The sequence below is a fragment of the Chromatiaceae bacterium genome (genome assembly GCA_024235395.1).
Classification (GTDB): Bacteria; Pseudomonadota; Gammaproteobacteria; order Chromatiales; family Chromatiaceae; genus Thiosocius.
In genome coordinates this window covers 111285-132564 of sequence record JACKMK010000002.1, presented here as the reverse complement: position 1 = coordinate 132564, position 21280 = coordinate 111285, and the positions used below count along the sequence as shown (strand labels likewise).

Annotated in this window: 18 protein-coding genes; 11 read left to right on the top strand and 7 right to left on the bottom strand. The window is 62.1% G+C overall.

Annotation, left to right across the window (positions count from 1 at the left end; all coding sequences use genetic code 11):
• Positions 1-188: 188 nt before the first annotated feature.
• The 3 genes from H6955_08645 (at position 189) to H6955_08635 (ending at position 2318) form a co-directional block, all read left to right on the top strand.
• On the top strand, positions 189-587 hold the full coding sequence (locus tag H6955_08645; GenBank protein ID MCP5313611.1) for a hypothetical protein: 399 nt from the start codon (positions 189-191) through the stop codon (positions 585-587).
• A gap of 37 nt (positions 588-624) precedes the next feature.
• Entirely contained in the window at positions 625-1761 is a 1137-nt protein-coding gene (locus H6955_08640; GenBank protein MCP5313610.1) for a hypothetical protein, read from the top strand.
• Between the two features lie 80 nt (positions 1762-1841).
• A complete protein-coding gene (locus tag H6955_08635; protein ID MCP5313609.1) occupies positions 1842-2318 on the top strand; it encodes a hypothetical protein in 477 nt (158 codons plus the stop codon).
• Between the two features lie 80 nt (positions 2319-2398).
• On the opposite strand, the gene H6955_08630 is transcribed toward H6955_08635, so the two are convergent.
• Positions 2399-3118 carry a hypothetical protein gene (locus tag H6955_08630; protein MCP5313608.1) on the bottom strand — a complete coding sequence of 240 codons (720 nt, stop codon included), beginning with the start codon at positions 3116-3118 and terminating at the stop codon, positions 2399-2401.
• A gap of 314 nt (positions 3119-3432) precedes the next feature.
• Between H6955_08630 and H6955_08625 the strand changes: the two genes are divergently transcribed.
• Together H6955_08625 and H6955_08620 are read left to right on the top strand one after the other, a co-directional pair.
• Positions 3433-4758 carry an MFS transporter gene (locus H6955_08625; GenBank protein MCP5313607.1) on the top strand — a complete coding sequence of 442 codons (1326 nt, stop codon included), beginning with the start codon at positions 3433-3435 and terminating at the stop codon, positions 4756-4758.
• 18 nt (positions 4759-4776) lie between these two features.
• Positions 4777-5787, top strand: a complete 1011-nt coding sequence (locus H6955_08620) for an aldo/keto reductase (protein MCP5313606.1) — start codon at positions 4777-4779, stop codon at positions 5785-5787.
• A 174-nt stretch (positions 5788-5961) separates the two neighbouring features.
• Here the strand turns inward: H6955_08620 and H6955_08615 are convergent, their stop codons facing one another.
• The 5 genes from H6955_08615 to H6955_08595 all read right to left on the bottom strand — a co-directional run bounded on the left by H6955_08615 (position 5962) and on the right by H6955_08595 (position 10615).
• Positions 5962-6540: a hypothetical protein gene (locus H6955_08615; protein ID MCP5313605.1), complete on the bottom strand. Its 579-nt coding sequence runs from the start codon at positions 6538-6540 to the stop codon at positions 5962-5964.
• Positions 6541-6729: 189 nt separating this feature from the next.
• Complete coding sequence (locus tag H6955_08610) at positions 6730-7158, bottom strand: hypothetical protein (protein MCP5313604.1); 429 nt, start codon at positions 7156-7158, stop codon at positions 6730-6732.
• A gap of 88 nt (positions 7159-7246) precedes the next feature.
• A complete protein-coding gene (locus tag H6955_08605; GenBank protein ID MCP5313603.1) occupies positions 7247-8074 on the bottom strand; it encodes a methyltransferase domain-containing protein in 828 nt (275 codons plus the stop codon).
• 62 nt (positions 8075-8136) lie between these two features.
• A complete protein-coding gene (locus H6955_08600) occupies positions 8137-8970 on the bottom strand; it encodes a class I SAM-dependent methyltransferase (protein ID MCP5313602.1) in 834 nt (277 codons plus the stop codon).
• A gap of 127 nt (positions 8971-9097) precedes the next feature.
• Entirely contained in the window at positions 9098-10615 is a 1518-nt protein-coding gene (locus H6955_08595) for a winged helix-turn-helix domain-containing protein (GenBank protein MCP5313601.1), read from the bottom strand.
• Positions 10616-10971: 356 nt separating this feature from the next.
• Here H6955_08595 and H6955_08590 point away from each other — a divergent pair, with 356 nt between their 5' ends.
• On the top strand, positions 10972-13188 hold the full coding sequence (locus tag H6955_08590; GenBank protein MCP5313600.1) for an EAL domain-containing protein: 2217 nt from the start codon (positions 10972-10974) through the stop codon (positions 13186-13188).
• A 25-nt stretch (positions 13189-13213) separates the two neighbouring features.
• Positions 13214-15151, top strand: a complete 1938-nt coding sequence (locus H6955_08585; GenBank protein ID MCP5313599.1) for a hypothetical protein — start codon at positions 13214-13216, stop codon at positions 15149-15151.
• Positions 15152-15488: 337 nt separating this feature from the next.
• Here H6955_08585 and H6955_08580 read toward each other — a convergent pair whose 3' ends face one another.
• On the bottom strand, positions 15489-16559 hold the full coding sequence (locus H6955_08580; GenBank protein ID MCP5313598.1) for a c-type cytochrome: 1071 nt from the start codon (positions 16557-16559) through the stop codon (positions 15489-15491).
• Positions 16560-17027: 468 nt separating this feature from the next.
• Here H6955_08580 and H6955_08575 point away from each other — a divergent pair, with 468 nt between their 5' ends.
• The 4 genes from H6955_08575 to H6955_08560 all read left to right on the top strand — a co-directional run bounded on the left by H6955_08575 (position 17028) and on the right by H6955_08560 (position 21272).
• Positions 17028-17825 carry a pentapeptide repeat-containing protein gene (locus H6955_08575; GenBank protein ID MCP5313597.1) on the top strand — a complete coding sequence of 266 codons (798 nt, stop codon included), beginning with the start codon at positions 17028-17030 and terminating at the stop codon, positions 17823-17825.
• A gap of 862 nt (positions 17826-18687) precedes the next feature.
• On the top strand, positions 18688-19614 hold the full coding sequence (locus H6955_08570) for an MBL fold metallo-hydrolase (GenBank protein ID MCP5313596.1): 927 nt from the start codon (positions 18688-18690) through the stop codon (positions 19612-19614).
• A gap of 172 nt (positions 19615-19786) precedes the next feature.
• Positions 19787-20383, top strand: a complete 597-nt coding sequence (locus H6955_08565) for a PEP-CTERM sorting domain-containing protein (protein ID MCP5313595.1) — start codon at positions 19787-19789, stop codon at positions 20381-20383.
• A gap of 508 nt (positions 20384-20891) precedes the next feature.
• Positions 20892-21272, top strand: coding sequence for a PA2779 family protein (locus H6955_08560; GenBank protein ID MCP5313594.1), 381 nt, complete (start codon positions 20892-20894; stop codon positions 21270-21272).
• The last annotated feature ends 8 nt before the right edge of the window (positions 21273-21280 follow it).

Genomic DNA, 21280 nt, shown 5'->3' with positions numbered 1-21280 from the left:
GCCACTGCCGGGCACGGTGCCCGAGGCCCGACACTCGCGCAGAGGATCGCCACCCCCTGCAACGCGGTCCGAGCACCGCCACCGAACAGACTTCGGCGCAGCGGACGATCGCGCACGGCCGTCGAATCAGGCCGATCTTCACTATACTCGTTCATATCTTGCGTCGCAGCCCGCGGAGACAGGGGACCATGACACGGATGCGTCGACCGAGTGACAGTCCTGACGCGACCCCGGCGACCACACCTGCCGCCTGCATTGGCCTGTGGCTTTTGATCGGCACATCCCTGCTTTCCGGCGCCGCCTGTTCCGCCGAGCTTCGCGGCCGTATCTGGGACGCTGCGACCGGTGCCGCTCCGGCAGGCGGCTCGCTCGAGCTGAGCTGTGGAGGCGACCCGAGTCCCAACCCACATCCGCTGACAGGCAGCGGTGCATACAGCATCCGCAATGTCCCGAGCGGCAACTGCAAGGTCACCGTGCATACCTCGCAGGGACGCGCGTCGCGCACGGTCGCGATCAACAAGCCTGTGGTGCAGTTCAGCTGCGAGACGCGCGCCGTGGGCAGGAAGGTCGTGCTGATCCCTCGCTGAGCCTGCCGTCAGCGTATCGCGGTAAGGTCACAGGCCCATGTCCGATTACAGATCATCACCAGGCCCGTCATTCAGCTGGGAAAATGCCTTTCTGCGGGCAGTGATCCCGGGCCTGCTGATCGCACTGGCCGGCTTCGTCGGCGAGTGGGTGATCACCAGTGCCTCCAGCAAGGCCGAGAACGCCCGCCTGGTGACGAATCTCCAGATCCAGCGTGAACAGGCAGAGAGCGACCTGCGCAAGGATGTCTTCGGCCAGGCCGTGGCGGCGTTGATCGGCACACAGGCCGCGGAGGCCGGCCGCGACAGTATCGAGGACCATTCGAAACGTCTGCTGAAACTGGAACTCCTGGCACTCAACTTCGGCGATTCGATCTTCCTGTCGCCGCTGTTCGCCGAGCTCGAGAAGGACCTCCGCCGGCATATGGCGTCGGAACCCGCCGACCGGCCGGCGGCCCTCGAACTGCTTGGCCGTCTCCGGTCCCTGGCCCAGCGAGTCGCCAGCGCCCAGCTGTCGTTTCTCGCCCAGCGCGGCAGCTCGGTACGCATTCAGGTGCCGCTGACCGCCGACGGCCAGGAATTCTGCAACGACCGGATCGAATACAAGTGGCCCGACGACCTGTTCACGACGCTGCAGCCCTGCGCGGAGCGGCCGCCTCGCGGGGCCACCGCGGAACCGGTCGTTTACGACGGCAGGATACTGCCGGTCTGCCCCGACGAGACCGACGGCGCCTTCATCCCGGTCACGGAGCTGCAACAGTTGATGGTGGACACCGCCAGCATCGCACTGGACAAGCCGGAGGCCGAGAAGCGTTTCGTGACCGCGGTGTTTTCGGAACCCAGACCGGAGCGGAAATCGGTGCGCGTCTCGCTGCTGGTCTGCGGTACCGGAGCTGCGCCTGCCTGCAACGACGACGACCCGAGCACCGTCAAACGGACCTTCACCCTGGACTATTTCAACTTCCCGACGATCGACAACACGCGCCTTCCCAGCAACGAACGTTTCGCCGTCGTGCTCGAGGACTTCGCACTCGGCGGCCAGGACCAGGGCGAATGCCCGTCGACCCTGGACCTTTCGATCGTCCTGTTCCCGTCGGAGCACGCAAGCCTGCGCGACCGACCCACGATGCGTGAATCGCTGCAGATCCTTGAGCGCGCCCAAGGAAACATCCCCTAGGACATCCGGTCATGACATATTGCCGCCGACGATCCGACAGGCACCCGACGCCAAGATCCGCCGGGCACACTGCGTGCCTGGTGCTCTGCCTGCTCTGCCTGCCCGGCGCCGTACCGGCGGCCGGCGACCTGCTCGAGGCAGGTTCGTGGAAGGGTGAGTACGAACCCGCCAGCCTGGGCAGTTACATCGATGCGACCTTCTGCGTCCAGGCGCACGGGGCACGTACGCCGCCCTGGACGGTGACCATGCGCCTCAGGCTGGACCCACCGGGCAATGAACCCGTCGAGTTCGAACAGATGCAGATCACGGGTGACACGCTGAGCTTCAGGATCAATCTGCTCGGTGCATGGCGGACCTGTGTGCTCGCGGCGGACGGGCAGGACGAACTGAACGGCAAATGCCGGCTTGCCGAAGGCAGCACCGAGAAGATCGATACCCTGTCGATGCGCAAGACGCCGCCCGCGCCCGACGATCCCTGTCGTCCCGCTGCAGAGGCGCCGGCCGAACCGGCCACGAACGCCGGGGACGCGGAAACCCCGGCGCCGGATCCGTCGTAGCTCCTCGCCAGACGGTACCGGTGACCACCCCGGCGGTCGTCCGACCGCGGAGGGTGGCACAGGCCACAGCGCCCATGCACTCAGATGCTGTTCAGGTTCACCGGCTCGACGCGCTGCAGGGCGATCGATGCGCCGACACCCAGGCCGCCGGCACCACCGATCGAATACACCCCGAGTTCAGGGTTCACGACGACGTTGCCATTGAGATCGACCCCGCGGAACTCCTGGAAGCGTTCGCGCGATGCGTAGGTATAGACCGCATCGATGCGCAGATCGGGCCGCTGACGCTGGACGTACAGGAACCCCTCGTACGCGTCCGCGCCGGGTGGCACATTGAATGCCTGCAGGATGTCATCGCAGGTCACGGTATGCGTGTCGAAGGCCGTCGCTCCCGACAACTGCGTCGTTACCGACACCGGCGCATAGCCGTCCATCGAGGCGCTGACGGTGATCCCGGGTATGCCCTGCTTCAGGGTCAACATGTTCAGCGCCGTCGAATAGACACCCGGTTCCAGTGCGGCATAGCGCACCGTCTGGCCGATCTGTATGCCCGGATTCAGTTGTTGTCCGCAAACGAACTTCGTCGCGTACAGGTACGGCTGAAGGTTCAGCCTGATGTCCGGCACGAACACGCCGACGAGGTCTTGCTTCGCCACGCCACCGTCGAGGGACGCCGCGGTATGCGCCGTACCGAGGCTCAGGCCCATCGCCAAGGCGATCGCGGTCCGACGCGCTGCGACGGCCTGAAGCGAAGTGGTTGGGTTTCCGTGCACCGCTGCGTGCAGATTCGATATGTCCATCTGGACCTCCTTGTTGCTCGGGTCGCAGGCCCTTGCGGAGCGACAACGCCCTGTGGGCGACCTTCGACCTGTCTGAGGGATGACCACGTTTTCCGGTATGCAGGTCGAGTGCATACACCGCTTTATACGCCGGTCACCCGACATCGGATCAGTACCGGGGTCCAGCCGGACGCCATCGGCGCGTCGGCCGCGGTCCACCGCATGGTCTCGCAGGACCGATCGCCCGCCCGTCCCGCCACGCGCGAAGGATTCCCCAGCCCCACAAACACCGGCGGATTCGGACAGCGCAACTTTGTTATCGTTTTCGTACGTCAATGATCGATACGCACGCCCAGGATTCCATCCTCCAACATCGCCCGTATCTCGTGTTTTGGAGTTCGCGGCTGCTGTCGACGCTCGCCTACCAGATGCAGGTCGTCGCCGTCGGCTGGCAGATGTATGGGCTGACCGGCAGCACCTTCGACCTGGGCCTGATCGGCCTGGTGCAGTTCCTGCCTTCGATCGCGTTGTTGCTGGTCGTCGGGCAGGTCGCGGACCGCTGTGACCGGCGTGCGATCATCGGCGTCGCACGCGCGGTCGTGGCACTGGCGATGGCGGTGCTCACGCTCGGCAGCGCCTTCGGGTGGCTCGATCGCGAATGGCTGCTCGGGTTCGCACTGGTGCTCGGCAGCGCACGCGCGTTCGAGTTTCCGACCGGCCAGGCCCTGGTGCCCAACCTCGTACCCACCCGACTGTTGAGCCGCGCGATCGCGTGGTCCACCTCGGGTGTCCAGGCCGCGACGATCGTCGGGCCCGCACTCGGCGGCTGGCTCTATCTGGCCGGCGCCCCGCTGGTGTACGGGCTCTGCGCGGGCTTGTTCCTCATCTCGGCGCTGGTGATGCCACTGGTCGCCACCCACGCCGACACGACCGCCGTGCGCAGCCGCGGCAAGGTCAGCGCCGAGCACCTGCTCGCCGGGATTCGGTTCATCTTCCGCACCCCGCTGCTGCTCGGGGCGGTCTCACTCGACATGTTCGTCGTGCTGCTCGGCGGAGCGACCGCCCTGCTGCCGGTCTATGCCAGCGAGATCCTGCACACCGATGCGGACGGCCTAGGACTGTTGCGTTCGGCACCCGCGGTCGGTGCGCTGCTGACCGCGCTGTGGTTTGCGCGCCACCCGATCGAACGGCACGTCGGACAGCGGTTGTTCGCATCGGTGACCGTATTCGGACTCGCCACCCTCGTGTTCGGCGTCTCCGCGGACCTGTGGCTGTCGCTCGCGGCACTTTTCGTACTCGGTGCGGCCGATATGGTCAACGTCGTGATCCGCATGACGATCGTGCAGCTGGAGACACCGGACGCGATGCGTGGGCGGGTGAGCTCGGTCAACTCGGTGTTCATCGGCGCCTCGAATCAGCTGGGCGAATTCGAGTCCGGCGTCACCGCGCACTGGTGGGGCACGGTGCCGGCGGTGGTCATCGGGGGGATCGGCACGCTCGGAGTCGCGCTGCTGTGGCGACGACTGTTCCCGGCGTTGCGCGAACGCGATCACATGCATGCGCCGGCGCCGTCCGAACCGCTGTACACTGCTGCGCTGCAGAGCCCGCTGCGTGCGGCGCACGACCCGGTGTGTCAGCGCGAGACGCCAAAGCAACCGTAGGAGTACACCATGGCCGAAATGCAGTACCTGCGGCTCGGCCGCAGCAACCTCAGGGTCTCTCGCCTGTGCCTGGGCGCGATGATGTTCGGCGACCAGACGGATGCGCAGGAGGCTGCGCGCATCGTCGCGAGCGCGCGCGAACAGGGTGTCAACTTCATCGACACCGCCGACGTCTACACCCGCGGCGCCTCCGAGTCCGTGGTCGGCCCACTGATTCGCGAACAGCGTGACTGGTGGGTGCTGGCGACCAAGCTCGGCAACGCGATGTCGTCGGCGCCGAACGAGTCGCGGTACTCGCGCAAGTGGATGGTGCGCGAGGTGGATGCCAGCCTCGCCCGCCTCGGTACCGATTACATCGATATCCTGTACCTGCACCGCGACTTCGAACACGACGCCCTCGACGAGCCATTGCGCGTGATGGACGATCTCGTGCGCACAGGCAAGATCCGCTACTTCGGCGTCTCGAATTTCCGTGGCTGGCGCATCGCCGAGATCGTGCGCCTGTGCGACGCGATGGACATCGCGCGCCCTGTGGTCTGCCAGCCGTATTACAACCTGCTCAATCGCCAGCCCGAGGTCGAGATACTGCCCGCGTGCGCACACTATGGCCTCGGCGTGGTGCCTTACAGCCCGATCGCCCGTGGCGTGCTGAGCGGCAAGTACAAACCCGGCAGTGCGCCGGTCGAGGGTTCACGTGCCGCGCGCCAGGATCGGCGGATGATGGAGACCGAGTGGCGTCCGGAGTCGCTGAAGATCGCCGAGAGGCTCGCCAGGCACGCCGAAAAGAAAGGCCTGCCACTGGTGCAGTTCGCGGTCGCCTGGGTGCTGGCCAATCCGATCGTCACCTCGGTGATCGCGGGACCGCGGACCCTGGCGCAATGGGAGGGCTATCGCGGTGCGCTCGACGTCGCCTGGACGGCCAGGGACGAGGCGCTGGTGGACCGGCTGGTCACACCCGGCCACGCGTCCACCCCCGGGTACAACGATCCGCAATACCCGTTCTTCGGGCGCCCCGTCGCCAAGGGCTGAAGCGCGCCCGACGCGAGACGGTGCGACAGGCGTCGCCCCGATGCACCCGGTTCCATGCGCAGCTGGGCCGGCGGTGTCGCACAGGCGCCGGTGTCTCGCCCGCGCACGTATTCACCCATTCCAAGACCCGGCCGCTACCGGGCCCCGGCTTGTGGATGGCATCGTAGGCCCGGATCAGTTGCCGCCGGCATTGCAGGCCGGGTTCGTGTCGACGACCCCCAGCATCGAGGCAAAACCGGCAAGCCCGTATTCGTAGCTCCTGCTGCCGCGATCGAGCTGCCATTCATAGCGCAGCACCTTGCCGGTCGACATCGAGCGCATGATGCGCGCGAACTCATCCGGTGACTTGGTGACCTCCACGGCACCGAAACGCGGGTCCTTTTCGATCGACGTGAAGATCTCCCCCTCGTCGATGCGTGCCCGGTGCTCGAGGACCCGTTGCGGCTGCCTGCGGTCCGATCGGTGCTCCAACACGGCGACCCCGGTAATCACACCGGACAGGTAGCGGTCCGGATCGACGACGATCTGGCGGGTCGACGGAATGATGCGTATCCGCGGTCGCTCGCGCCGCCCGCCCTCGACGTCGCTCACGGTCGAAATCACGCAGAGGTCCCCGGTCATGCCCGTGGTTCCCTTCTCCAGCCTGACCTGCCAGTCGCCATCCTGTCCGAGCGCGGTCTCGGCATCGGCCGCGGAGATCAGGAAGGCGCAGAAGAGGCCTGCGAGCAGGCGTGCGGGTATGGGTGTCGACATCGGCGAAGTCCCTCGCTGTGGGCCAATATGGATGGGCGACCCGGGGGTCGTGAACATCCCGGTTACCGCACATGATAACGGCAACGCCGACCGCTTTGTCGGCACCCTGGCATGGGCATCGTACGGGGCAGGCAGTGGCCGCGGAGAGAACGACGGCGAGCGGCGCCCACCTTGGGCCCGCGCGGCCACTCAATGGCCGGACGGTGCCGGTGGCAGGCCCTGCAGTATGTTGCCGCGGGTCGGTCTGGCCGTGAAAGTCCGCCAGAACAGACCCCCGCTGTACGGTTCCCTTTTGTTCCACGGCATCAACGACACGATGCGCGCCATCGCGCAATACCCGAACAACACCTGGGCCCAGGTGCCGATCGTCGGTACCCAGAACAGCCACTGCATCGGGTCCGGCAGGGACACCAGCAGAAGCAGCAGGTAGCCGATCCGCACCTGGACCGGGAAGCTCGCGACACTGCGCTCGCGCCACAGGTAATGCAGCAGATGCACGATCGTCAGTCCGATCGCGGCGACGAATCCGGTTGGCCAGCCTGCAACGCCGGCACTCAGCAGCATCACCGTGATCAGCCAGTAACGCCAACCTGTGTCACGCGGTTCCAGCACGAACATCGCATCCTCCCCTCGAAAGCGCTCTTTACACCGCCGCACCGGGCGGCTCCGTACCAGGAACCGCAGACCGGCGCGGCGGCCGATCTCGTTACCTGGTGATCACGCATTCCAGATAGGTCGACCCGACGACCATGGTCCCATCCCCAGCGCGGTTGAGTTCGTCGATCAACCTCAACACATCGCCGCGCAGCGCGGCATCCTGCTCGGCATCAAGCTGACGAAACACGCCGAGCGTCAGGCCACAGAAGGTACTGAAGATATGCAGCCAGTGTTCCGGCGAGCGGTAGCGGAACACGAACTCACGCTCGCGGATGCTCACATCGCTGACGCGTTCACCGAACTGCCGGGCGATGAAGTCGCGCGTCCCCCAGGTGGTGGGCATGCGCAGGCCCGGTGGCAGCGGTACATAGTCGCACAACAGTTGAAAGTAGCGGCCGGCGAACCCGTCCGGCGTCCAGCTCGCCAGTCCTATCCTGCCCCCCGGGCGGCACACCCGCAGCATTTCGCGCGCGGCTTTCGGCTGGTGAGGGGCAAACATCACGCCGAAGGTGGAACTGACGTGGTCGAACGCGTTGTCGTCGTAAGGCAGGTTTTGCGCGTCGACCTGGGCATATTCGATGTGCGCATGCTCGGCGACCGCGCGGGCCTGCGACTGCTCCAGCAGGTCCGGCACGAAATCGGTGGCCGTCACATCGCAGTTTCGGCGCGCCGCCGCGAGTGCGGCATTGCCGTTGCCACTCGCGATATCGAGCAACGTCGATCCCGCACTGGGATCCATGCTTTCCAAAAGGTGTTCACCGGTGATCTGCAAAGTGATACCGATGCGTCCGTAATCGCCATCCGCCCAGGTGGCCTGTTGACGTTCGGCGATGCGCCGCTGCAATGCGGCCCGGTCCGGTTGCGGTGCAAGTGACATGGCAGGTCCTCCGTATCGTGGGATCGGGCCTGGTGGACCTGCAGGTCCACCAGGCCCCGGGTTCAACGCGTGATGACGGCTTCCAGATAGTCCGACAGCACGATCATGCTGCCGTCCCCAGCGCGGTTGAGCTCGGCGACCAAAGCCAGGATGTCGCGGCCCAGCGCCGCCTGCTGCGCGTCGTCGAGTACCTGAAAGGCCCTGTGTACCGGGCCGTAGTAGTCGCGAAACACCTGCAGGAAGTGCTCGCCCGAGCGGTAGCGGAATACGAACCGCTTGGTCTTGACGCCGATCGCACTCACCTTTCCGGCGTACTGCCGGGTCAGGAAGGCATCGGTGCCCCAAAGCGCCGGTGACTGGACGCCGGCGGGTGGCGGCACATATCGCCCGACCGTCTTGAGCAGACGTCCGACGAAACCGTCGGGCGTCCAACTGGCAAGTCCGATGCTGCCACCCGGGCGACAGACGCGCAGCAGCTCGGCGGCGGCCTGCGCCTGATTCGGCGCAAACATCACGCCGAACGTGGACACGACATGGTCGAAGCTGGCGTCGTCAAAAGGCAGCGCTTCCGCATCGGCGAACTGATAGTCGATCGCCAACCCTTCGGCCTCAGCACGCGCCCGCGACTGGTCCAGCAGGGCCTGCACATAGTCGCTGGAGACCACCTTGCAGAATCGCCGCGCCGCTGCCAGCGAGACATTGCCATTGCCACCCGCCACATCCAGCACCCTGGCGCCGGCTCGCAGATCCAGCGCCTCGCACAGCTCCTCGCCGGTAAGCTGCAGGGTGACGCCGACCCTGCCGTAGTCACCCGAGCCCCAGGTTGCCTGCTGCTTTGTCTTGATGGCCGCGTAGTCGGGACCTTCTGTTTCGATCTGATGTTGCGCGTTGTGCATCGCCCCCTCCTCTTTTCAGTCGTTCTTCGTCGCCGTGAACACGGCGCTCGAAAGCAAGACTAGAGTCCCGCCTGCCCGGGTACTTGAGGAGACCTTGGGGATTTCTTGGAGATTGAGCGGACGTCGCTCAGGCGGACAGGCGCTTGAGCTCCGCGCCCAGTCGGCGCCCGACGATCGAACAGATCTGATCGTCGCTGAGGTCGGGTTTGATACGGTAGGCCTCACGCAACGCAACACCGGACTCCTTCGTGGCCCCGCCGAGCAGATGCGCACCGGCGAGCGCGACGCGCGGCAGGTAGCAGCGATGATCGCGCCGGCACGCCAGCCGGCCTTCGCGAACCGCCTCTTCCAGCCGCCCTGCTTGGACGAGGCCCATCGTCAGGATCGTCCCCCAGACTGACAGGCGACTGTCCAGCGGACTGATGCCGATGCCATGAACGAGTGCCTCGATACCGGGTTCGACGCGACCATCGAACACGTGCAGAGAGCCCAACGCCACCCAGGCCTGCGCATTCGACGGATTGATCTCGATTGCATGTTCGAGGATCGGCAGGGCACGCTCTCGCTGACCGACGTCGGCGATTGCGCATCCCGCATAACCCAGCACCGTCGAGTCCATGCTGTCGAGTTCAAGTGCGCGCTCGGCCGCCTCCAGTGATTCGGCCTTCGCCCGATCGCGGTTGGCCATCAACCCGACGCGATCGCCGAAGCCCATCACCAGCGACAGAAACGCATGCGCCAAAGCGAAGTCCGGTTCCAGGCCACGACTCCGGCGCAACAGCTCAGCGGCCCGGCTGAACCCCTTGTGGCCCCAGCCGTTGAATACCATCACACCGGCCGCCTCCAGGAACAGCTGTCGCGAGTTCGGTGCACCCGACGCGGATCTCACGGCATCGTAGATGGCGCGCTGCAGCTGCGGCTCGAGTCGCGAGATCAGCGCAATCGGCGCATCGTCCAAGGCCCTGTCCAGCGGGCCGTCCACGTGGATCTGCTCGCTCCACAGCTGAAAGCCGCTGCGCGCATCCAATAACTGGATATTGATGCGATAGCGCCCACCCAGTCGCTGCAGCGCTCCATCCAGTACGAAATCCACACCGGTCGATTCGTGCAACTCGCGCGGGGTCGGGCCGATTTCGCCCGAGACTCCGGAGTTGGGCTGCACGCGGATGCGCAGCAGGGGCATGCGCGTCAGAATTCGGCCCAGGTCATCGGCGAAGGCGCCGGCCAGCTGGAGGGTGTCGGGCTCTTTCGCCAGCACCCTGAAGGTACGAATCAGCAGGGCGGGCGTCGTGATCTGCGGGCCCGAGGCCTGTACTGCGGGTGCGAGTGATTCGCCCGCCTGTCGCACGTCTGCATCGAAACGAAATCCGCGGCCCCGCATGGTCTTGATGTAGCGCTGCGTATTGCCACTGTCACCCAATGCCTTGCGCGCGCTCTTGATACAGGTGGAGACGGTACTCTCGGAGACGAAACGTCCGTCCCAGACGGCATCGATCAGTTGCTCATGACTGAATACCTGGCCCGGGTGCCCGGTGAGGTGGACGATCAGATCGAAGACCTTGGGCTCGACGTGGCAACGCGCACCCGAACGTCGAAGTTCGTAGGCTTCGGTGTCGATCACGTAGTCGTCGAACGCCAGTCGCACTGAATTACCCCCACTGTGGATCGGGCCCAAAGGTGGCCCGCATGCGGTGTTCGCCAGGGTCGGTTAGGGGTTATGCCTCCGGGTCCATGCTCGGCCGTTGGAGATTGTAGCGCCACGGAAACCCGGGTGCTGGGCCGTGCGGCCGATGGGTAGGCAGCCATTCCGCATTTCAGTGGAAAGGCGGTCCACCACGTCCGTCTCCCGCCTCGAAAAAAGGACGCCTTCGCAAGCCGGCCAGCGGCAGATTGTGATCAGGACGCCAGGAACTAAAGAACACCACGCGACCGCCGATTCATAGTCGAATTTCTTACATTGGATCCGAAGAAGCCAAACCCGGTCCACCCAGGAAGCGCAGCATGTCGGAAATGTCCGTATTTTCCTCCCTGAAGGATGAATCTCGACCCGCCGAAACCACAGCCGAGCCGCCTTGGCTTGTCTTGAGCGTTGAGGATGACACCGATTACCAGGCGACCCTCGCATTCGCACTCTCCGGACTGGAGGTTGCCGGACGCCCAGTGGAACTGATCACAGCGCAATCGGCGACCGATGCGGCAAAGATCATTGCGAAGAGAAAAGACATCGGCGTGATCCTGCTGGATGTCGTCATGGAAGACGACGATGCCGGGCTGCGCCTCGTGGGTGCGGTGCGCGATTTCATCGGCAATGCGAGCGTCCGCATTGTGCTGCTGACAGGGCAGCCGGGCATGGCCCCCCGGAAGGATGTCATGTCGAGCTACGACATTGACGATTATTGGTGCAAATCAGAGATCACGAGCGAACAACTCGTCAGCGTCGTAACAGCAAACCTCCGGACCTGGAAGCACCTGGAAGACCTTCGGCATGCCAAGGAGAGCCTGCTCATGGTGGTCAGCGCCTGCAAGGCCATCAGCCTGCCCCGGGATCTCCACGATTTCAGCAGCGAGGTATTGCGGCAGATCGCAAAGATCATTCAAACCGACCAGCACGGTATCGTGTGCGTTCGCCGGGACACGGAGGACGGCTGCAGCAATCTCGAAATAGCCGCAGCCACGGGTGTCTACAGCGGTCTGACCGGGACCACGATCGGGCGTCTTGAAGATACGCTGAAGGCTCCGGAAGGCCTATTGCAACGGATCATTCAGAGTGGCGATGCCCTGCATGAAGATGACTACTCGGCTTTCCGATTTTCCGACAAGGGATTGGGTGGCCAGGAATACATTACGATAATAAAAACCCCGCGCCGCTTGCTGCCCAACGAGTCCGCGCTGCTGCAGATCTTCAATGAGAATGTCGGCACCGGTTTCACAAACGTCTCCCTGCACAACCGTGTCAATCAGCTCGCCTACACCGATACGGGCATTGACTGCCCGAACCGAAACCGCCTGGTGCTCGAGTTGGCCAACCTGACGCCAACCGAACGCGCCGCCCACAAGCTCGTTATCATCCAGATCGACCATACGCGCGACATCGTCGTGTCGCTGGGTGAAGCGTTCTATCGGAACTTGATGCGTGGCATCTATGCAAGCCTCGAGACATTGTTTCCGGGGAGTCTGGTCGCACACTGCAACGAGGCGGGCTTCTGTATCCTCGTTCAGGACAGGAACCGGTTTGACGGTGTCTTCTTCGAAGACCATTTCCGCCACCCCCTGCGCGTAGGCGACAGCGAGCACATGGTCACGGCAACCACAGCGATCATGAGACTGGGAAACTTTCCGGGCCGGCAACCCGAACAACTACTCTCATTGCTGGAAAGTCGCGTCACTGCCCTGCGTCGCCGGGGAGAACGCTACGCCGAGGTCGATCAAGAGCTCGAAGTGTCCATTTCGGCGAAGTACTCACTCTTGTCCGACCTGCGCAAAGCTTTGCGCGAACAACAGCTCATTGTCTGGCTGCAGCCCAAAGTCAAGCTCACAGATCGCCGCATGGTGGGAATGGAGGCCCTTGTCCGCTGGCCGCGGGACGATGGCAGCATGGTCCCGCCGGGTCAATTTCTGCCGCTTGCGGAGACAACAGGGCTGATCGACCAGCTTGACCAGCAAGTCCTAAAACTGGTTTGCGATGCCGCGCAGCAACTCGCGGATTGCGGCATACATGTACCAATTTCGTTCAATGCCTCACCGAGTGCAATCGCACGCCCCGGCTATTTTTCAAATCTTTTGACAACCATCCGCCGCAGTGGTGTATCCCCGACACAGCTTGACCTCGAAATAACCGAGAACCGAACGATTCAGCAGTTCAGCGATGTCGCATCGGGAATGCGGGAGCTGCTCGACCTCGGAATGGGCGTCAGCATCGATGATTTCGGGACCGGCTATTCCTCACTCAGCTACATTACCCAGTTGGCCGCGACGACCCTCAAGGTGGACAAGATCTTCGTGGACCGCATGCTCGAATCCGATCGCGATCGCTCGCTCATACGCGCCATCATCACGCTCGGGAAGCAGTTTGGGTTCGAGGTTGTCGTCGAAGGAGTGGAAACCGAGGACCAATCGCATGCACTCCTCCAGATGGGTTGCGAAATAGCACAGGGTTACCTGTTCGCACGTCCCATGCCGATGGTTCAGCTGATTGATTGGACCAAGAGCGTTGCCTAGCTGGCCAGCGAACGATGCTGCGGCGATGGACACACCGCCCTCCTCCGCCATTGACGATGCAAAGCTCCGCAAGCTGCGTCCGCGGTTGCGCTTCTGGATACTCGCCTCACTGTTGTTTGTCACCGTCGTAGCCGGCTCTATCGTCGCCTACTTCGAGCTCATGCGCATGCGCATGGAACCGATACGGATCCAACACAGCGAAACCATCCAATCGGCGTTGAGCCTCCTGCAAGGTGAGCTTGGCGATACACTCCATCTGGCGCAACTCCTCCGAAAAACCGTTGCTGTCAGCGAGTCATTGCTAGCGGATCCGACCATCGACAAGGCACTTCTTGAGCGACAGTTCACGATTTTTGCCGAGGTCGTGCCGAGCGTCGCTCAAGTTCGTTGGATAGACGAGCAGGGTTGGGAAGTCGTAAGGATCGATGCGGACCATCAGCGCAACGTAATTGTGCGGAAAGAAGGCGATCTGCAGAACAAGCGAAGCCGCTATTACTTTTCGGAGACGATGAAGCTCAATTCCGATGAGATTTATGTCTCACCGATCGACTTGAACGTGGAGAATGGAGAAATTGAAAGGCCATTCAAGCCCATGCTTCGTCTCGGTCTCCGAGGCGGCAGCAATGTGCTGCACGATGGAGCCTTGGTAATCAATTTCGATTTAACGGACGTCTTCAACAGGCTGCGCGAGATCGGCAAAAAAGGGCCGGATGTGCAACTGCTGAATAATCGGGGCTTTTGGTTGCTGCATTCCGACCCGAGACAAGAATGGGGCTGGATGCTGGACCGAAAGGAAGTGACTTTGGCGAGTCTCAACCCTGTACTCTGGGCCCGCCTGCAGAGTGGCAGCAATCTGGCCAGTGAAGTGATCGATGGGGCATTGGTTTCGTCCACTGACGTCACGCTGGCGGCCTCGCGCGAGAATCGATTACAAGGACGCCACTTGCAGTTGATTGCTCTGACCGGTTCCCCAGAATTAGAGGCGCTTCGCCAAGAAGTCGTCACTGAAATACTGCCACCTGCACTGCTTGCGTTGCTGGCAGGACTCGCGCTGATCGGTCACATCGTTGGCGCAGACCATCAGCGCGAGCGCCTGACCGAGTCGTTGTCCCAGGAACGGTCCACACTGGCACGCAGCAACGAAGAACTGAAAATCGCGCTGGAACGCCTACAGCTCGTCCAGGACGAATTGGTCGAAACTCGCAAGCTATCTTCGCTCGGCCTGATGGTCGCAGGGGTCGCACACGAACTGAATACGCCTACAGGAGGCGCGATGATGTGCGTTTCGGTGTTGCAGGGGGCACAGCAAAACCTTGAGAAGGTTGCATACGAGGGCATGAGCCGCGAACAGCTGGATGGTTACTTTGCGAGGTCACGCGAGGGGCTGTCGATGGCCATGAAACATCTCGAGCGCACCACCTCGATGATTCGCAGTTTCAAGCGGCTCGCAATCGACCGGGCAGACGAGACGCAGGCCTCTTTCTCACTGCTGGAACGCGTCGAAGACCTTGTACTCAGCCTGCGACCTCAGACGAAACGAACAAAAGTACGACTCGAAACGTCCATCGCATCCGACATAGAGATGACGAGCTATCCAGGCATCATCTCGCAGATACTCCAGAACCTGGTCGATAACGCGCTAGTCCATGGAATCGGCGCACAGCGCGATGGCGTGATCCGGATCTCCGCATCACTCAGTGACGATCAACTGGTAACACTGGAAGTCGCAGACAATGGTCGTGGTATTGATCCGAAGCTGAAGGACCGTATCTTCGATCCGTTTATCACATCCGGTCGCGGCAAGGGCCACACTGGCCTGGGTCTGCACCTTGTCCATCAATGGGTACACCAACTGTTGGGAGGCACGATCACAGTCAAGTCGGCATCCAATGGGGGGACAATATTCACTGTCACGCTGCCGCGCAGCGCAGCCGAAGTTCGGTGGGATCAACCCGGCGAATAGGCACTTGCCTTTCGGACTCGCTCTTGCGCTCATGCGCGTCCACGGGGGCGATTCGAACACTCTTCGAATTCGGCGGCGGCTGGATCTTCTCTGTATTCGGCCGTAGCTACAGCACCGATCCTGGTGTCGTCGCGTCACCTGCGATTGCTGGATTGCCGCTCATCAAATTGCCCCCTTCTCTGCTGCTACTGCAGTTTCAACCCGCAGAACCTTTTGCAATAGACCCAATGCGACTGCGAAAGAACCGACGAGGCTGCCGGCACCTCAGCATGGGCGATCCCGATCACCCCCCGGCGCCCGCCACGGTGGGCGCCGGGTAGGCGTGGGCCACTATCGTTTACTTGTGCGGCGTGACTTTGAGATGCGGATCCACTGGCGGGATCACAGTCACGTCTGGCGTGGCCGGCAGACGCGGCATAGTCATCTCCGGAAACTCGCCGGTGAGACCATTCAGAAACGCAACCAGGTCCTCGGTCTGAGCATGACTCAGATCCTTGTTCAGCTGAACCTTGGCCATCACGCGAACGGCCTCGCCCAACGTCGGCACGCTGCCGTTGTGGAAGTAAGGTGCAGCAAGCGCCACATTGCGCAGCGTCGGCACGCGCCACATGTGCCTGTCTTCTTCACGGTTCGTCGCACTGTGGCGGCCCGTGTCATCGAGCAAACGGTACCGGGCGTCGTAGTCACTGCCCGCATAGGTCGGGAATTTCATGAAGAAGCCATTCCCCATCGGTAGCGCCGGGCCACTGAAATTCGGACCTGAATGACAAGCGACGCAGCCCAGCTCGGCAAAGGTCTCCATGCCGCGGACCTGCTGCGCATCGAGCGCGCCCTTGTCACCTTTCACAAAGCGGTCGTAGGGCGAATCGGGCGTGATCAACGTCCGCTCGAAAGCGGCAACGGCCTTGGCCGCATTGTCGGCGGACACGGGATCCGGCTGGTCGGGAAACGCAGCCTTGAACATCGGCTCGTAGCCAGCGATCTTGTGGAGCCGACCCATGGCCTCATCGAGGTTCGCCATGCCCATCTCGATGGGGTTCTGAATCGGGCCCTTGGCCTGATCCTCCAGCGTCGCGGCACGGCCATCCCAGAACTGGGTGGAGTAGAAGGCCGCGTTCCACACCGTCGGCGCACTGCGCCCGCCACGTGCGTCGTGCATACCGATGGAGTTCGGCCGGTTATCGTCCCCACCCGCCATGACGTTGTGGCAGGAGTTGCACGACAGCGTGCCGTGTTCGGAGAAACGCGGGTCGAAGTACAGCGTCTTGCCGAGCAGGATCTTGGCGTCGGTCTGCGGGTTGTCTGCCGGGATCGGCGGGCTGCTGGGCAGTGGCTGCCAGTCTGCGGATTGAACGGTCAAAGAAATGCCAAACATGGCACTGAGTAAAACGAGGGATCTACGGTACATCTGACGCTCCCTGAGGTGTCCGTGTGAATGCGATCGGTTCCGTAAACCCGGGGAAGGCCGCGACGGTCACGTCGTGACGCCGCCCTCGAGGGGTTTACCCGCCCTTTTTTAACGCGGCGCAGCTGACAGAACGTTGACATGCGGAGACCGCAAGGCACCTCGATGTGAAGCACGTCACAGCGCGCCCGATGAGGTGCGATGGACACAGATTGAGTGTGCCGTGAAACGGCCACCAGATGCGGCCCCACCCAGCTGTCCGCGCGGATGAAATACAACCCCGGTCCGTTCGGTCTTTGCTGAAGGCGGCTCGTTCATAGGCCGTCGAACAGGTGCGCCAGCGAGTACGGACCTTGAAACCAATCAACCGTTGGCGGAGTCTGAGCGTTTTATGCACGATAGCTGTCGCCGACTCCGTGACGACTCGTCCAACACCAGACAGCGCGCTGCCTTGCCGGGAGGTCAACGACGATGAAAGTCATCCACACCCGTCTGCTGCTTGATCTTGTGCTGCTGGCGGTCATTTCATCCGCCTCGGCGCAGAACATGCTCGACAGCATTGATCTCGACTCCCCGGATATGACGGAGGCAGAGATCAGTCGGGCCGATGTCGTAAAGCGGGTAGCCGATGCGCATGGCGGTAAGCCCGCTGATTTCACCAGCATGCGCTTGTCCGGGCTGGACCTGTCCGGGATCGATTTCGCTGGAGCGGTGCTGCGCGACGCCCGTCTCAATCACACCGATCTGCGGAATGCGAACCTCGAGGGCGCCATCTTGGACCAGGCCTGGTTGCTTGACGCGGATCTCTCCGGTGCCAACCTGCGCGGCGCAAGCCTGTTCCAGGCGCAACTGATCGGCGCAAAACTGGACAAAGCCGATCTTTCCCACACCCGGGCACCGGCCAATTTCAGCCGCACCAGCATGCGAGGCGCCAAACTGGAGGGAGCGCATCTCGGTGCCGACATGCGCAACCAGTCGATGGGATTGATCCACGGCGTGCTTCGCAATGCCGACCTGGAAGGGGCGAATCTTTCCAACACTGATTTCAACCGTGTGGACTTCGCATTCGCATCATTGCGCGCGGCGAACCTCAGCGGTGCAGATCTCCAACGCGCGGATCTCAGCGGCGCGGACCTGACCAACGCCGACGTGTCCAACGCAGACTTCGAGAAGGCCGACGTGCATTCGGCAAAGTTGCGGGGGTTGATTGGCGCTGGCGACGCGAACCTGGAGCAGGCCATCAATCTCACCGACGCATTTCGCGATTGACGGACGAGGACGATCATTGCCGGAGCAGGGCTCGCAGGGGCGCTGAATTCACAGCGGCCTCTTGCGGGTTTCGCCAACACTGAAGGGAACAGGTCGACCGCTGTCACTGGAGATAAGAAGCGAACTTCCCGGATGCACTGGGTCACGAAGACAGCCTGCGAGATTGCCAGTCCGGACGACCAAGCTGCCTGCCGGCTCCGCTGCCGCTGTTGCTGGCCGGACTGGCTGGTGTTGCCATCCTGCGCCGGAAACAAGGCGATACTCCGGTCCAGTGGCCCAGGGGTCAAACGACCGCCAGCCGAACCTGAGGCGTGGTGCGCAAACACGCAGCATCGTCGTTCGAATGGCGGAACGACCGCGCGAGCGACGTCGTGGGCACAGTCACGATCTCGCTTTCACAGTCCCCTTCGGTTAGGCAACAAAGCTGTCGGTAAGCGCGGAGTGGTCGCTCCTGTGGCGCTTCCGGGTTGGCCACGGGCGTTTTCCAATGCCAGTACGTCAGATATCCGACGACCCCCTGTGCGCCATCACCCGCTGACACATCTCGTGATATGCGTCCATGGCCCTGGATTGGATGGACGTCGCAGCCTTTGGCAGAAGTTGGAGCTTGGTAACTGGGTCGGCGTTTCGGGTCCCAAAGCCAACATCAAGAACCACCCAGGGGCGCAGACGACAGCACAACCTTGAGGGGAAGCCAAGCTCCTTTGGCCTGCTTCTGACACGTGCAGCCCAGTGCAGCACAAGCCCGAGCCTTACACTCAAAGTGACGCTTGGCGTCCGTTCCACCAAGAAGGGAATCCGACTGCAGACGGGAATCCGGCTACAATAAAAGTTCAATAAAAAACATCGCGGGGCATCCATCATGATGCGCAAACTTGCATTCTTTCTTTTTTTGCTGGTGTCTCCGCTGACGGTATCAGCGGGAAATTATCCCGCGGTCAACGTTCAAAAGATAAACGACCACATCTACGCGATGCTGGGCGGTATCGATGTACCCAACAAATCAAATCATGGTTATGTCAACAATATACTCGTCATCATCGGCGATGCAGGCGTAATCCTGGTCGATGCCGGTTCACACAAGGGGATTGCAAAGCACATAGACAAAGAGATCAAGAAGATCACCAGCAAGCCCGTTACCGATATCCTGGTGACTCACCACCACGGAGACCATCACCTCGGCGCCTCGTATTTTGACAATGCCCGCGTGACCGCCAGCGAATATTGTGCAGAGCAGATACGCGACCGGGGGGCAAGCTTGATCAATGGGATGAGCCGGATGACCGGCATGAACCTTTCCGATACCAAGGCCGTGGTGCCAAGCCGAGTGATTCCGCAAAACACGCGCAAACACGTCAACATCCAGGGCGTTGAAGTGGAACTGATTACTCCGGCCATTGCCCATACCCCGGGCGACATGATGGTCTACCTGCCGAACGACGGCGTCCTCGCTTCCGGCGATGTTCTCGTACATGGCGTCAACCCGAACATCGCCGATGGCAATCTGAAATCGTGGCTTGCCGTGATGGACGATATTCGCCAGTTACCGCTTAAAGCGGTCATGCCGGGGCATGGCGACATCATGCAACCTAGCGATATCGCTGTGTTCCAAGATCTTATGAATAACCTGTACAACACTGTTGCGGAAATCTATGAAGCAGGCGGCGACATGTCGCAGGTGCGCGAAGGCCTCGACATTGCTCGCTGGCAGCAACTCTCTCGATTTGACGACATGATGGGACGCAACATCAGCGCCGTCTGGCTCCAGGTCGAGGCCGACAGCTTTTGACCGTCTCCGAGAAGCAGCGGCGATCCTATCCTTTCAATTACCCCAACCGCCAACGTCCGATATTTTTACATGCTGCGACTCAATGACCGGTAAGTCATTGTATAAGCTCGGTGGTATGTATTTTGCTGACTGATGCCCACAAGCCCTTTGGATTTTGTGGGTACTAAACACGATGAGCATGGCACTAAAAAATTCTCTTACGGCAGCGGCCAGCATGCTTCTGGCATGCGCCTACGCAGGCGCTTCACCCATGCTGTCTTTCGAATTTACCAATTCAGGACAGGTCGTCGGCCCGACAGACGACGTTACTATCAGCGCCAGGATCTCCAATGTCGGCGACCCGATCAGCGGCGCATTCCCGTCGATGCTGGGCATTGGACCGATTCCGTCGCAGATCCTTGGTCAATACATCGACAGCGGACTTCCCGGCATTCCATTCTCGCTTACGCTGGGAACGGGCGAGAGTGTCGAGTTCGATCTCGTCACCTATCAACCTTTTCCGCTCGGGGGCAGCCCGGGAGACCCGGTTGCCACCGGTCTGTATACCTTGCCCATATCGACAGTAACGTTGCAGTACACCGAGATCGTGTTCGATCCCGTCTTTGCATTGATCGACTCGCCCGTGGATACAGCCGATGCGTCGGATTTCGTCTGGACGGTACGCGACGCCGCAGCCGCTGTTCCTGGGCCGGGCACACTGGCACTGCTGGGTCTTGGCCTGACGGGATTCAACCTGACTCGGCGGAAGACCGCATACCGGCCGGTTTGAAATCGGGCCAGATGCCGGCATGTCGCGCGTGGACCCAAGGCCGACGTTGCGGGCGATTCCGCCGAATCGATCAACCGGTTACCACGCCTCCCACAATCAACGCCTCGTCATCTTGTTCAACACCAGCCGGTCGCTTCGACAACTTGTAGTAACCCGCGTTTCATGGCGACCTGTCCTGACGTTTGCGCGAGCAGTGAACGGCTCGAACATCCGGCGACGTTAGATACCCTGCGGGGTTTGGTGGTCGGCGGGGAAGATTCGAACGTTCTGCGATTCTCGCAGCTTGGAGTTTGCTCAAGCTGGCCTCGACCGCGGCGCCATTTCAGTCATCGTCGGGCCACCTTTGAACACGGGCCGCCATCCCCGGATTTTCGCGTTGGTTGCACTCAGAAACATGATCCGGAAAACGTTTCGTGGCGGTCGATTTGCCGCCGGTCGGCGCTGCGTGCTAGCGTCAAAACCAATAACGCGGCGCTGGGACCGCAGGCTGTTACCTTGAGGACATGCAATGAACAAGACATTGAATAAGGCCGTGGCCACGACACTGATCCTGTCGATGACGACACTGGCGCTGCCGACAGCTGTTGTTGCCGCGCCAATCGGCACCGACACACTGGTACAACTCGACCAGCGTGGTGAATTGCTGTCACGCATTCAGACCGGCCTGGCGCGCGACGACGTGCGGGCCGAGTTCCTGTCGCGTGGCGTTTCACCGGTTGAGGTGGATGCACGCCTCGCCGCGCTGAGCAACGAAGAGCTGCAGCTGGTGGCGCAACAACTCGACGAGCTGCCGGCGGGTGGCAGCGTGCTGGCCGTGATCGGTGTGGTGTTTGTGGTGCTGCTGATCCTCGAATTGGTGGGTGTAACCAACGTCTTCAGCAAGATCTGATCGGCGCC

What these genes read in the sequence shown, in the direction of transcription:
- H6955_08600 (MCP5313602.1), bottom strand. Translation starts at nt 8,970, where the DNA reads ATGCACAACGCGCAACATCAGATCGAAACAGAAGGTCCCGACTACGCG.
- H6955_08645 (MCP5313611.1), top strand. Translation starts at nt 189, where the DNA reads ATGACACGGATGCGTCGACCGAGTGACAGTCCTGACGCGACCCCGGCG.
- H6955_08615 (MCP5313605.1), bottom strand. Translation starts at nt 6,540, where the DNA reads ATGTCGACACCCATACCCGCACGCCTGCTCGCAGGCCTCTTCTGCGCC.
- H6955_08565 (MCP5313595.1), top strand. Translation starts at nt 19,787, where the DNA reads ATGAGCATGGCACTAAAAAATTCTCTTACGGCAGCGGCCAGCATGCTT.
- H6955_08625 (MCP5313607.1), top strand. Translation starts at nt 3,433, where the DNA reads ATGATCGATACGCACGCCCAGGATTCCATCCTCCAACATCGCCCGTAT.
- H6955_08630 (MCP5313608.1), bottom strand. Translation starts at nt 3,118, where the DNA reads ATGGACATATCGAATCTGCACGCAGCGGTGCACGGAAACCCAACCACT.
- H6955_08580 (MCP5313598.1), bottom strand. Translation starts at nt 16,559, where the DNA reads ATGTACCGTAGATCCCTCGTTTTACTCAGTGCCATGTTTGGCATTTCT.
- H6955_08620 (MCP5313606.1), top strand. Translation starts at nt 4,777, where the DNA reads ATGCAGTACCTGCGGCTCGGCCGCAGCAACCTCAGGGTCTCTCGCCTG.
- H6955_08560 (MCP5313594.1), top strand. Translation starts at nt 20,892, where the DNA reads ATGAACAAGACATTGAATAAGGCCGTGGCCACGACACTGATCCTGTCG.
- H6955_08590 (MCP5313600.1), top strand. Translation starts at nt 10,972, where the DNA reads ATGTCGGAAATGTCCGTATTTTCCTCCCTGAAGGATGAATCTCGACCC.
- H6955_08585 (MCP5313599.1), top strand. Translation starts at nt 13,214, where the DNA reads ATGGACACACCGCCCTCCTCCGCCATTGACGATGCAAAGCTCCGCAAG.
- H6955_08605 (MCP5313603.1), bottom strand. Translation starts at nt 8,074, where the DNA reads ATGTCACTTGCACCGCAACCGGACCGGGCCGCATTGCAGCGGCGCATC.
- H6955_08610 (MCP5313604.1), bottom strand. Translation starts at nt 7,158, where the DNA reads ATGTTCGTGCTGGAACCGCGTGACACAGGTTGGCGTTACTGGCTGATC.
- H6955_08640 (MCP5313610.1), top strand. Translation starts at nt 625, where the DNA reads ATGTCCGATTACAGATCATCACCAGGCCCGTCATTCAGCTGGGAAAAT.
- H6955_08570 (MCP5313596.1), top strand. Translation starts at nt 18,688, where the DNA reads ATGATGCGCAAACTTGCATTCTTTCTTTTTTTGCTGGTGTCTCCGCTG.
- H6955_08575 (MCP5313597.1), top strand. Translation starts at nt 17,028, where the DNA reads ATGAAAGTCATCCACACCCGTCTGCTGCTTGATCTTGTGCTGCTGGCG.